The following is a 13,084-nucleotide window of genomic DNA, read 5'->3' as shown; positions in this document are numbered from 1 at the left end:
TCAGATTTTGGACACTCCGACCTTTATCTTAGTAAACGGAACACTTACAATCTTAGGAGGAAGTCAAAATGACTAAAGAATTAAAACAAGAAATTATGCAAAAACACGCAAGAACTGCTAACGATACTGGTTCTCCAGAAGTTCAAATCGCGCTTCTTACAGAAAGAATCAATCACTTAACAGATCACTTACGTACACACAAAAAAGATCACCACTCACGTCGTGGTTTATTCTTAATGATTGGTAAAAGAAGAGGTCTTTTAGATTACTTAGTAAGAAACGACATCGAAAGATACCGTGCAATCATCAAAGAATTAGGAATCAGAAAATAATAACTTTGACAGGACAGGGCGGAGGTTTCCGCCCTTTTTGTAATATAGACGAGGCGTACACATACTTATTGTGCAATGTTACAAGTTCTTAGGGGATGCTATATATGAAAGCCTATAAGCTGTTTTACAGTCTGCAAGGATCTATGCAAATAAGAGCTAAGCATTTATAAGATTGCGCAAGCGATGTGAAATGCCTCGTAACAATCGAAAGGGGTATTGTTATGATAAAAAATTATTCAACTATACTAGCAGGTAGACCACTTAAAGTGGAAATCGGTAAAATGGCTGGCCTTGCTAATGGAAGTGCTTTAGTAAGTTATGGTGAAACAACTATTCTTGCAACTGTTGTAGCCAGTGAAGAACCAAAAGAGGGGATTGACTTTTTCCCTCTTAGTGTAAACTATGAAGAAAAATTCTATGCAGTAGGGCGAATCCCAGGTGGATATATTAAACGTGAGGGACGTCCTTCAGAGCGTGCGATTCTTACATCACGTGTTATTGACCGTCCTATGCGTCCACTTTTCCCAAAAGACTACCGCAATGATGTTGTACTTACAACAACAGTTATGTCTGTAGACCAAGACTGTAGCCCAGAAGTTACAGCAATGATTGCTGCATCACTTGTAGTAGACATTTCAGATATTCCATTTGCAGGTCCAGTAGGGTCTGTACAAGTAGGCTTAGTAGATGGTGAACTCATCATCAACCCAACTTCTGCACAAAGAGAAGTAAGTGATTTAGCCTTAACCGTTTCTTCAACAAGTCAAAAAGTGATGATGATTGAAGCTGGTGCTAATGAAGTAGCTGATCATGTAATGTTTGAAGCCATTATGAAAGCACACGCAGTGAATCAAGAAATCGTTACTTTCATTAATGAAGTAAAAGCAGACTGTGGTAAAGCTAAGAAAGAAAGTTATACAACAACTACAGTACCAGAAGAGATTCAAAAAGAAATTATCGCTGTAATAGGTGATGAACGTATGGAAACTGCGGTTTTCACTGATGACAAACAAGTACGTGAAGCACAACTTAAAGTATTAAAAGACGAAGTGATTGAAAAACTTACTGCACAAGGCAAAGAAGAAGCGCTTGCATACTTAGGCGAAGCTTTCTACAACTTTGAAAAGAAAACAGTACGTCGTATGATTTTAAAACAGCACAAACGTCCAGATGGTCGTGCACTTGATGAAATCCGTACACTTACAGCTGAAATCGATTTAGTACCACGTGTACATGGTTCAGGGATGTTTACAAGAGGTCAAACACAAGTATTAACACTTACAACATTAGGACCTTTAGCAGATACACAAACTTTAGATGGTTTAGATGAATTAGAAGTATCTAAACGTTACATGCACCACTACAACTTCCCACCTTATTCAGTAGGGGAAGCAAGATCACCACGTGCACCAGGCCGTCGTGAAATTGGACATGGTGCCCTTGCAGAACGTGCACTTTTACCAGTATTACCATCAGAGCATGAATTCCCATATGCAATCCGTACTGTTTCAGAAGTATTAAGCTCAAACGGATCAACTTCACAAGGAAGTATTTGTGCATCTTCACTTTCTCTTATGGCAGCAGGTGTACCACTTAAATCAGCAGTTGCAGGGATTTCAGTAGGTCTTGTAACAGGAGATACAGATGATGATTTCGTTATGCTTACTGATATCCAAGGCTTAGAAGACTTCTTCGGCGACATGGACTTTAAAGTGGGTGGCACACATAAAGGGATTACAGCAATCCAAATGGATATGAAAATCCAAGGGTTAACACCAGAAATTATTCGTCAAGCTTTCGAGCAAACAAAAAAAGCACGTCTTTACATCTTAGATGAAATTATGGCGCCAGCTATTGTTGCACCACGTGAAGAACTTTCACCCTATGCACCACAAATTATTCAAATCACAATTAATCCTGAAAAAATCAGTGAGGTTATTGGACCAAAAGGTAAAATGATTAACAAAATCATTGATGAAACAGGTGTTAAAATTGATATTGAAGATGATGGACGTGTGTTCATCTGTGGAACAGATCCAGATAAAACAGCACGTGCAATTGAAATTATTCAAGGTATTGCTAAAGATATCGAAGTGGGAGAAGTATACAATGCTAAAGTTGTGAGACTTATGAACTTCGGTGCTTTCGTAGAAATGTTACCAGGTAAAGAAGGTTTAGTACACATTTCCCAACTTGCACATGAACGTGTAGAGAAGGTGGAAGATGTGGTAGCAGTAGGGGATATGATCCAAGTTAAAGTTATGGAAATTGATAAACAAGGTCGTGTGAACCTTTCAAGAAAAGTTTTACTTGAAAAAGCAAAACGTGAAGAAACTGTTACAGAATAAATTTTGTGCATAAACTTTAGGGTTATAGCATAAAGTTAGGATAGTTATACAATATAGGGCTGTTGTAAAAAGTACGTCTTATGAGGCGAACTTACGACAGCCCTATTATCTATAATAGACTACAGGCAGTTTTCATTTTATACATAATGTTTACAGAAGAAGAACCTGAGATTATGTTGGGGAGTATGAAAAATGGATAAGAAAGAGATTTTTAATTCAGGACTTAGGAAGGCTATGCCTATTGCACTAGGTTATTTCCCTGTCGCTTTTACTTTTGGGATTATGGCAGCTTCAGGGGGAGTAGGCCCTTTAACAGCAGCCTTTATATCCTTAACCAATTTTACATCAGCAGGCCAATTTGCAGGAACCCAGCTGATGCTAGTGGGTGGTCCACTATTGGAGATTGCGGTAACAACCTTTGTGATTAACATACGTTATATGCTCATGTCCTTAGCTATTAGTCAAAAGCTTGAATCAATGAGCTTAGTTAAAAAATTAATCTTAGCATTTGGAATTACTGATGAGACCTTTGCACTTGCTTCATTGGAAAAGAAAGAGATTCCTTTTCTACATATGTTAGGGATTATTGTAGGACCGTATATAGGATGGATTCTAGGAACCTTTTGTGGTGCATATGCTTCTTCACTTTTACCCTTTAGTCTCCAACAGGCTATGGGTATTGCCTTATATGCTATGTTTATCGCCCTCATTATACCTGGGATGAAAAAAGTTAAGGCTGTACGAATTGTGGTGCTGTTTACAATTTTAATCAGTATCAGTTTACATTTTGTACCGTTTTTACGCAATTTAACAGAGGGTTGGAAAATTATTATTATTACATTACTAGGTAGTAGTGCAAGTGCATGGTTATTTCCAATTAAAGAGGAGGATTTTACATAATGTACATATTATTGGCAATAGGGGTCATGGCTCTTGTAACCTATTTACCAAGAGCGATCCCTCTTATCTTAATGAAAAAGAAAATACAGTCCAAATTTCTGCAATCCTTTTTATACTATGTGCCCTATACCGTATTAGCTGCCATGACATTTCCAGCTATTTTTAGTTCGACAGGAAGCTTATTAAGTGGTATAGTAGGTGCAGGGATAAGCATAGGCCTTGCCTTTTTGGGTGGAAGTTTACTTCAAGTGTCGATTGTGGCCGTTAGTGCAGTCTATATTATGAATCTATTTTAGAAGGTGAATATTATTTTAATTAGGATTAAACAAAACAACTTAACTAGAAAACGCATTGCACATTTATTTGCAGATGCATTTTATGATGATCCGCTTTATGTTTATATCTTTCCAAATGATGAAACAAGATTAGAGGCTTTAGAAGTCTTTTTTAAATTGTATTTAGATATATTTGGTAAATATGGAGAGTTAGTGACAACCTCAGAAGATATGACGGCTATTGCCTACATTTATTATGAAGAACGTTTTACAAGTAGGTCAGTCTATTATAGAGACCTATTTTATGCGACTTGTAAATTAACAGATTTTTTGAGATTTGTTAAAGTAGATGATATTTGTCGCATGTTAAAGACTGTTCGACATATGTCTTCGGAGTGGATTCATCAAAAAGTAGAAGGAGACTATATCCATCTGGATTTATTAGCTGTCCAAAGAGAATACCGTGGACTGGGTAAAGCAAAAATCCTTGTAGACTATGCCATTCAAGAGGCAAAGAATAGAAACTTACCACTTACATTAGAAACACAAAATGCGGATAATATTAATCTATATAGACATTTTCAGTTTGAAACTGTAGAAGAAATTAATTATGAGCATATGGTGCAATACTGTATGATAAGACGTTGAAAAGAGATACCTTAGGTATCTCTTTTTTTTGTTCACTAGGCTGTGACTGAGGGGATAGTCCTAAAGGGAATAGGGTATGTAAGAGGAGAGGCAAAGAAAAATTTATAATAAGAGAAAAAATATTTGTAAAAGACTATTATTTATGGTATTTTAATGTAAAAGATTAAATTATAAATATATTTAAGTAAAAATTTAAACTAACGTTATTATTAAGGAGAAAACTAATGAGACAAGTAACTGCTATTATTGTCGGGGGTGGCTTAAGAGGAGGATTTGCTTATGCGCCTTACGCGGTAAGTCATCCTCATGAATTTAAAATTGTAGGGGTTGCAGAGCCCATCAAAGAACGTCGCGAGTTCTTAAAAGAAAAATATCAAATTGATGAGGCACACTGTTTTGAGTCTTGGGAGCAAATTTTAGAGTTACCTAAGTTTGCAGATGCAGCTATGATTTGTACGCAAGATCAAATGCACTTTGAACCTGCCATGATGGCTTTAGAACAAGGGTATCACTTACTTTTAGAAAAACCTATCGCACCGACAGAAGAGGAATGTGTAGCTATTGCCGATAAAGCCACTGAAAAAGACTTACATGTCGTTGTATGCCATGTGCTTCGCTATACCACGTTATTTAAAACGATTAAGAAGCTTTTAGATGGAGGGCGTATTGGGCAAGTTGTAGCGATGAATCATAATGAAAATGTTAATCACATCCATTATTCTCATAGTTTTGTTCGCGGGAATTGGGGAAACAGCAAGACGAGTACACCTATGATTTTAGCAAAATGTTGCCATGATTTAGATATCATTCAATGGCTTATAGGAAGTCGCTGTACAAAGGTATCTTCATTTGGAGAGTTAACTTACTTTAAAGCAAAAAATGCACCAGAAGGGGCGACAATGCGCTGTCAAGATGGATGCCCTCATAGTGCAACGTGTCCATATGATGCACCGACAGTTTATGTGACAGAGAAGAAGTGGGGCGCAAGTGCTTTCTGCATGGAACCTAATAACTCAGAAAAAGTCTTAGCAGCTTTAAAAGAAAATGATTATGGACGTTGTGTATTCCATTCAGACAATGATGTAGTTGATCACCAAATTGTTACACTAAACTTTGAAAATGGTGTAACGGTATCTCTTACCATGTGTGCCTTTACAAAGGACTTCACACGTACCCTTAAGATTATGGGAACACAAGGAGAGCTTCGTGCCATTTTTGATAACAAACCACAAATTGAAATTCATGACTTTATCACGGGGCAAACAGATATTATTTACCCATCCGCAGTGGTTAATGGACATGGTGGGGGTGATACAGGACTCATGCGTGACTTTGTCCGCCTCATTGCTACAGGTGAACGCTCTACAGAACTCACAGATATTCAAATTTCTGTAGCAAGCCACGTATTAGCTTTTGCAGCAGAAGCGTCTCGTGTAACAGGTAAAACCATGCTATTTGAGTAATAAGTTACAAAGTTTATACAGACTTTAAATTTTAATAAAAAACTAAGCCTCCTAACACACGCGCCAGGAATAAAATGATGGTGACAAAAGAAAATGGAGGGACTCTATGGAAAATGGGAAAGCCTTACTCGTATCTGCTTTACTTGGTGGATTCTTTTTAACAAAAAAAAGTCTATCGAGAGAGGACGTTGGTGAGCGTAGAACAAGTATGCCCAACTCTATTAAAAAAGTCCAAACACTTGACCAGCTTAAAAGTGTTGCACCCTTTGGACTGAAGATTCCAACACGAATAGAAGGCTATGAACGTCAGAGATTGGCAGTTATTGAGGGCAAAATCGCAGAAATCATCTATACAAGCGAAGCTGATACCTTAACCTATCGGATGGGTGAAGGGGAAGAGGATATAAGTGGAGACTATAATGTGTATCCTATTAAACTCGAAGCAAGCTTAGAGGAACAAGAAGGTGATGTACTTTTAAAAGGAACATTAGAGGCTATCTATGTTGCAACTTGGTCAGATGGTACTTACAGCTACTCACTTACCAGTACTATGGGATTAAGTCCTACAGATATGATTGACATTATACAAAGTATTAAATAGTAAAAATAGAATAAATAGATCAAGCGGTATAAAAAAAAGCGATAAGACTAAGAAAATAGTTAGTCTTATCGCTTTTTATGTCTTTGAATAATAAGTAGTATGAGAAAATATGTGATTTACGTCTTAGTATTGTAAAAGTTTCTTGCTTTGAGCATAGTCCATTAAAGCTTCTTGATTAATAATTTTTATAGAGTGCCCTACTTTTACGATAATACCCTCATCTTTTAAACACCCCATGATACGGGTAACGGTGACATGATGAATACCCAAATACTTTGAAAGCTCATGATAGTTAAATTCTTTATGTAGGATACGACAATCCTCATGTGCCTCTGCTAAAGACAGGAGTGTAAAGGCTATTTTTGAAGCAGCATTACTTTCTTGTGCAGTATAAAAATGCTTGAGCAAGTCACGTGAAATATTAGCCATAGAGAGCATAACAAATTCTAAAAGTTGGGGATGAGCTTGCATGAGCTCAAAAAAGAGAGTCTTATCTAGACGAAAGACTTGACAGTCACTTTTAGCTTTAATTAAGAAGTAAGCTTCTGAAGAGGTATCTTCTGTATTTGTGTATGCTAAGAAGGCAGGAATAAAACCGATAATACTACCAGCCTTGATATAGTGATAAATATGTTCTTTGCCTGAATCCTTTAGACTCATTAAGGCACATAGACCCTCGAAGAGGCAGTAAATGGATTCGTGATTTTCATAGCCATCATAAAAAATATGACCTTTAGGAAAATGTTCAAGGGTGCCAGCTTGGCAAAGTAGTTTGAAATGTTGATCGTCTAGTTGATTCATCGTATACCTCCTGTTAAAAGTTGTAAATAAATTAACAATCCAAAAAGTAGCCTAGGTTTGGATAAAGTATAATGTACTAGAAGAGGTTAAGTGTACATCGTAGCTATTATTCAAATTATAATATAAATATAGGTATTTTAATATATTTTTGTTGAAAAATTTTAAAATGTTAGCGTAGACTAGTGGTGTTTAAAATTGGATATGATATTCTTTTAACAAATAGAAAGGAAGTGAATCATATGTCAAATGAAGCAGTGATAGAAATGAAGGGTGTTGAAGTCAAGACCTCAAGTAAAATCAATGTGAAATATTTAGTACATTGTAGTATTGGACTACTTCTTATGTTTGGAATGGGCTATTTAGTACCTATTGAACCTATTACACCGATGGGCATGAAGGTACTGGGAATTTTCTTAGGTGTTTATATTTTAACTTCTACAGATACAGCGATCTTCTTATTCTGGCCGATTCTCTATGGTTTATTTAAAGAAATTGGCTATAAACCAGGTGATAAGTATGCCACTTTGAAGCTATTTCTGGCATAGCCATCAATCAGATGACTTATCTTGGTGTATCTCTTGTACTTGGAATGACCTTAATTATTGGATTGGTATTTGTATTAAAATACATTTATCGTCCAGATGTAACATTACTTAAAGCTGTTCGTACGGAAATGTTTGAAAAAGAAAAGTTACCGCCTATGAATGTGAAACAAAAATTATTTAAATAGCAGAGAATAAAGGAGAGAATAAAATGTCAGTTGAAATGAAAAAAATCCAACACCTTATTGATGTACAATTTGAAAATGAGCAAGCAATGCTTACCGAACTTGAGACAGGTAAATACACATATGACCAGCCTTATGTGAAATTAAATCCGTATCATGTAGTTCCGTTAGCCGCAGTCGTTCTATTTAAGACAGAAGAACCTGTAGCTGTAACTGTAGCTGTAAAAGGGAAGGAAGCAGCAGGGACCATCAGCCATACTTACCCAGTAGCAACAACACATATTTTGCCAGTTCTTGGGCTTTATGGCGGATACAATAATACAGTAGAATTAAGCCTTTCTACAGGGGAAGTACATACTTTCCAAATTGAAACCAGCCCACTACATCCAATGGCAGTGCAACCTACTAAAATAGAAACAACAAGTGCCTATATGGAAGACAATTTAATGTTTGTAAGCCCAACAGGCAAAGCATACTGTGCAGCGTATGATTATCAAGGGGAATGCCGTTGGTACCTTGCAGATACTTTTGTATTTGATATTAAACGTATTCAAAATGGACACTTCCTTATTGGATCTCAACGCTTCTTAGAAAAACCTTATACAACTACAGGGGTTGTAGAAATGGATATGGCAGGGAAAATGTACAAAGAATTCCGTTTGCCAGGGGGGTATCACCATGACCAACTTGAAATGGAAGATGGGAATATTATGATCTTAACACAAGATTTCACAAGAGGGACTATTGAAGACCTTTGTGTACTTGTAAATCGTAATACGGGAGAAATTATTAAAAAATGGGATATTCAAAGTGTGCTTTCACAAGAAGTAGGTAAGTCAGGAAGCTGGACAGCACATGACTGGTTCCACAACAATGCAGTATGGTACGACAAAAAGACAAATTCCCTTTCCTTCTCAGGGAGACATCAAGATGCAATCATCAATGTGGACTATGATACCTGTGAGCTGAACTGGATTCTTGGAAATCCAGAAGGGTGGCCAGAAGAATTAGTAGACAAATACTTCTTTACACCAGTAGGGGAGAACTTTGAATGGCAATATGAACAACATGCATGCCTCATTACACCAGAAGGCGATGTCATGTGCTTTGATAATGGTCAATACCGTGCCAAACGTAAAGAAGCCTACATCAAAAATAGTGAGAACTACTCAAGAGGTGTTCGTTATAAAATTGACACAAAAAACAGGACTATTGAGCAAGTATGGCAATATGGTAAAGAGCGTGGGGGTGAATTCTTCTCTCCATACATTTGTAATGTAGAGTACTATGCAGATGGACATTACCTTGTACACTCAGGGGGGATTGTTATGGAAGATGGGAAACCAACTGAAGACCTTATGAAGAGTGCAGTATCAAAAAGTGATAATATTACACGCAACGCCATCACTGTAGAAATTTTAGACGATCAAGTCATGTTTGAAATGCAAGTGCCATGTAATTACTACCGTGCAGAAAAAATGCCACTTTACCATGGAGGTACAAATCTTGAATTAGGTAAAGGTGAAATTCTTGGAACACTTGGGGTAACAGAGGAATGCTTAACAGAAATCCCAGACCTTAAAGATGAAGGAAACCTTGTACCAGAAAGCTATAAAGCACATTTTACAGAAGAGATTGATCGTTTGGTATTCAATGCAGAATTTGCAAAAGGTCAACTAGTCATGCTTCTGTTAGAAGGAGAAGAGAAAACTTACCAATACTATGTGCCAACAACTGAGAAAACTTTCACAGCCATCTGTGTTGCAAGCTTCCAAGCAGAGCTTAAACGCACAATACAAATGAACGTGATGAAAGAAGGCGTAAAAGGCGACTTTAACATAGCCGTTGTCATTGATGACGAGAAGTTCCAAACAGGGGTACATGTAACCTTTTAAAGCACACAAAGAGTAAATTAAATAGCAACACGAAAAACCTAAGCAGTGGCTTCATTTGAAGTCACTGCCTTTAGGTTTTGGGTTGATAGCATTGGAGAATGCATTTTTAGTGCATTCAGTTGCTGTAGTCTTCCATCAGTAGCCCCTTAAGTGGGTTTAAGTCCATGAATAGTTGGATGGATGGCTTAAAGCCTTTTATAGTTTTAATAAATTTTATTGAAACATTGATAGCTAAAAAAGCTTATAAAATGGGCAGTGTAAAAAAAGTTTATAACCTAGAAAGTTTGTTTAAAAAGTAACAATAAAGAGGTAAGTGTTACCTAAGTAACACTTACCCTCTGAGTGTGTCATAAAAAAGACAAAGTCTATGCTATAATGAATTTTGTCATACACATAAGGAAGGGGCAAGAATATGTCAAAAATTCTTGATAAACTAATGAACCGTGCAGTAACACGTCGTGACTTCTTAAAAGGAAGTGTTGTAGCGACAGCAGCTGTTTCAGCTTTATCTTTAGCTGGATGTAGTGCAAACAAAGTAACTGAATCAGATGATAAATTTGATGATCTTGAACATAGCCCAATTGAAAATAAAGAAGAAGGTGGCACATGGGTAACAGCACCATGTTGGCACAACTGTGGAGGAAGATGCTTAAATAAAGCGTTAATCGTAGATGGTATTGTCGTAAGACAAAAAACTGACGATACACACGAAGATAGCATGGACTACCCACAACAAAGAGCTTGTCTTCGTGGTCGCTCACAAAGACAACAAGTACTTGGAGCAGATCGTTTAAAATACCCAATGAAACGTAAAAATTGGGCACCAGGAGGTGGAGACAAATCACTTCGTGGACAAGATGAATGGGAAAGAATTAGCTGGGAAGAAGCGATTGAAATCGTTGCTAGCGAAATCAAAAGAATCCAAGGCAAATACGGCCCAACTTCTATCTATGCAAACGGTGAAGGAAAAACTTTACTTGGTGCAATGGGTCCTTACACAACAGAATGGGGTACAAGTTCATGGGGAAGCTGGTGGAACTCATCTGTAATCGGTGTAGGTGAGGGCTGTAAATTCTCAGAAATTATCAATGACCGTTTCGATATGAGAAACTCAGAGTACATCGTACTCTTTGGTGCAAACCCAGCATGGAGTGCACTTGGAAATGCAACACAACATTACTTAGCAATGAAAAAAGCAGGTGCTAAATTCATTGTTATTGACCCAATTTATACAGATACAGCTTCTATTTTAGATGCAAAATGGATTCCAGTACGTCCAGGTACAGATGCAGCACTTTTACATGCACTGGCTTACACAATGATTACAGAAGATAGTGAAAAGAACCCACTTATTGACTGGGACTTCTTAAAACGTTGTACAGTAGGTTTTGATGCAGAGACTATGCCAAGTGATGCAAGAACTAATGAAAACTTTAAAGACTATGTACTTGGTAAATACGACAACACACCAAAAACACCAGAATGGGCAGCCCAAATTTGTGGTGCCAATGTAGAAGATATCATTGAACTTGCTAGAGTACTTGGCAAAGACAATAAAGTATCTATGCTTACAGGTTGGTCACCAGCACGTACATATAACTCAGAGTCTCTTCCACAGCTTTTCATGACAGTAGCAGCTATGGGTGGTCACTATGGTAAATCTGGTCATACTGCAGGGGTTTCATGTTGGAACTATACAGCAAACATGGGTCCAAGCCTTATTTATCCAGGTTCAGCAGGTGCACCAGCAGGTATCAAAAAGCATGCACCAATTTCAATCAACAATACAGAACTTTGGCGTGCAATTCTTAACAAAGAATACACACCAACAGCAGCACTTAGCGGAATCTGTGGCAATCCAAACTGGAAAGCTGGTATTGAAGGCATTGACTTAACTAAAAAAGTAACAAAGCAACCAATTAACATTCAAATGATTTGGCATGCACAAGTTGCAGCACTTCAAACAAGAAGTGGTATGAATGAAGGTATTCGTGCACATAGAGAAGTTGAGTTTGTAGTGAGTCAATCACACTTCTTAACAACAAATTCAAAATATGCCGATATCGTATTACCTGTTACAACAACATGGGAAAGAGACCCAATGTTCGCAACACGGATAAACCGTGAAATGATCATTGCCTTCTCTAAAGTGATAGAACCACTCTTTGAAGCAAAAGATGATTCATGGATTATTTCAGAACTTGCTAAGAAGTTTGATATCAATCCAGATGACCTTTACACGATGCCACAAAGACAAGAATTCTTTAACCAACTTGTAACAGCACAAGTGATTAAAGAAGATGGTTCAGGATTTGAAGACTTAATCGAAGTGACAGAAGAAGATATCAAAGAGTGGGGCTATGAAGCAACACCTCATGCAGGTCGTGTACCACTTAAGAAATTCTTAGAAGATGGTATTTACCAAGTACGTCGTTACGAAGGAGACCCATATGGTTTCATCGCTTACGATAAATTCCGTGAAAGTCCAGAAGAAAATCCACTTTGGAGTAACAGTGGGAAGTTAGAAATTTACTCACAATACTTAAGTGACCTTATTTCTTCACAAGGATACAGTGATGTACCACCTATTCCAAAATATGTAGATGCATTAGAAGGTTATAAAGATACATTTAGTGACTTTGAAAAAGGTGATAAAGGGGATTATCCATACCAAGTTATGAACCCACACTACCAAAGACGTTCTCATACAATCTTTGACAACAATATTTGGTTACGTGAAGCCTGTCCAAACCCAGTATTCCTTGCAACTTTAGATGCAAAAGATAAAGGGGTTGTAGATGGAGATACAGTTCTTGTTTCAAGTAAACATGGTCAAGTACTTCGTCAAGCTTGTGTAACAAACCGTATGATGCCAGGTGTTATTGGCTTACCACATGGTACATGGGCAGACATTGATGAAAAAACAGGTATTGATAAAGCAGGTTCTGACAACATTCTTTGTGGCGGTAACTCAACAGGTCTTGGGGTATCAGGCTTTAACACATGTATTTGTAACTTTGAAAAATACGAAGAAGCCCTTCCCAAAGACATTGAAGTGCCACAACGTATAATATTTGCTGAGGAGGAATAATAG

At 37.3% G+C, this 13,084-nt stretch carries 12 protein-coding genes; 11 read left to right on the top strand and 1 reads right to left on the bottom strand.

What is annotated here, in order from left to right:
• The first annotated feature begins 68 nt into the window (after positions 1-68).
• From rpsO to RRY75_RS00955, 7 genes are all read left to right on the top strand, one after another.
• Positions 69-332 carry a 30S ribosomal protein S15 gene (gene rpsO / locus RRY75_RS00985; protein ID WP_332490703.1) on the top strand — a complete coding sequence of 88 codons (264 nt, stop codon included), beginning with the start codon at positions 69-71 and terminating at the stop codon, positions 330-332.
• A 221-nt stretch (positions 333-553) separates the two neighbouring features.
• A complete protein-coding gene (locus RRY75_RS00980) occupies positions 554-2,680 on the top strand; it encodes a polyribonucleotide nucleotidyltransferase (protein WP_332527146.1) in 2,127 nt (708 codons plus the stop codon).
• Between the two features lie 192 nt (positions 2,681-2,872).
• Positions 2,873-3,580 carry an AzlC family ABC transporter permease gene (locus RRY75_RS00975; RefSeq protein WP_332528660.1) on the top strand — a complete coding sequence of 236 codons (708 nt, stop codon included), beginning with the start codon at positions 2,873-2,875 and terminating at the stop codon, positions 3,578-3,580.
• Positions 3,580-3,876 carry an AzlD domain-containing protein gene (locus tag RRY75_RS00970; protein ID WP_332490708.1) on the top strand — a complete coding sequence of 99 codons (297 nt, stop codon included), beginning with the start codon at positions 3,580-3,582 and terminating at the stop codon, positions 3,874-3,876. The genes RRY75_RS00975 and RRY75_RS00970 overlap by 1 nt, the downstream gene beginning before the upstream one ends.
• Before the next feature lie 3 nt (positions 3,877-3,879).
• Entirely contained in the window at positions 3,880-4,503 is a 624-nt protein-coding gene (locus RRY75_RS00965) for a GNAT family N-acetyltransferase (RefSeq protein ID WP_332490710.1), read from the top strand.
• 224 nt (positions 4,504-4,727) lie between these two features.
• On the top strand, positions 4,728-5,966 hold the full coding sequence (locus RRY75_RS00960; RefSeq protein ID WP_332490711.1) for a Gfo/Idh/MocA family protein: 1,239 nt from the start codon (positions 4,728-4,730) through the stop codon (positions 5,964-5,966).
• A gap of 106 nt (positions 5,967-6,072) precedes the next feature.
• Complete coding sequence (locus tag RRY75_RS00955) at positions 6,073-6,567, top strand: hypothetical protein (protein ID WP_332490713.1); 495 nt, start codon at positions 6,073-6,075, stop codon at positions 6,565-6,567.
• Between the two features lie 123 nt (positions 6,568-6,690).
• Here the strand turns inward: RRY75_RS00955 and RRY75_RS00950 are convergent, their stop codons facing one another.
• The gene (locus RRY75_RS00950) at positions 6,691-7,368 is read right to left on the bottom strand and encodes a Crp/Fnr family transcriptional regulator (RefSeq protein WP_332490715.1); all 678 of its coding nucleotides are present in this window, start codon (positions 7,366-7,368) and stop codon (positions 6,691-6,693) included.
• 239 nt (positions 7,369-7,607) lie between these two features.
• Between RRY75_RS00950 and RRY75_RS00945 the strand changes: the two genes are divergently transcribed.
• The 4 genes from RRY75_RS00945 (at position 7,608) to RRY75_RS00930 (ending at position 13,081) form a co-directional block, all read left to right on the top strand.
• On the top strand, positions 7,608-7,913 hold the full coding sequence (locus RRY75_RS00945; RefSeq protein ID WP_332490716.1) for a hypothetical protein: 306 nt from the start codon (positions 7,608-7,610) through the stop codon (positions 7,911-7,913).
• Between the two features lie 11 nt (positions 7,914-7,924).
• Positions 7,925-8,098 (top strand): hypothetical protein, encoded by a 174-nt coding sequence (locus tag RRY75_RS00940; protein WP_332715405.1) that lies wholly within the window; start codon positions 7,925-7,927, stop codon positions 8,096-8,098.
• Positions 8,099-8,121: 23 nt separating this feature from the next.
• Positions 8,122-9,990 carry an aryl-sulfate sulfotransferase gene (locus RRY75_RS00935; RefSeq protein ID WP_332490720.1) on the top strand — a complete coding sequence of 623 codons (1,869 nt, stop codon included), beginning with the start codon at positions 8,122-8,124 and terminating at the stop codon, positions 9,988-9,990.
• A 412-nt stretch (positions 9,991-10,402) separates the two neighbouring features.
• Complete coding sequence (locus tag RRY75_RS00930) at positions 10,403-13,081, top strand: molybdopterin-dependent oxidoreductase (protein WP_332490722.1); 2,679 nt, start codon at positions 10,403-10,405, stop codon at positions 13,079-13,081.
• Positions 13,082-13,084: the final 3 nt, after the last annotated feature.

This window comes from Niameybacter sp., assembly GCF_036655075.1.
Lineage (GTDB): Bacteria > Bacillota > Clostridia > Lachnospirales > Cellulosilyticaceae > Holtiella.
Note: the sequence above shows the minus strand (reverse complement) of the source record. Positions and strands in the feature narration are given on the sequence as shown.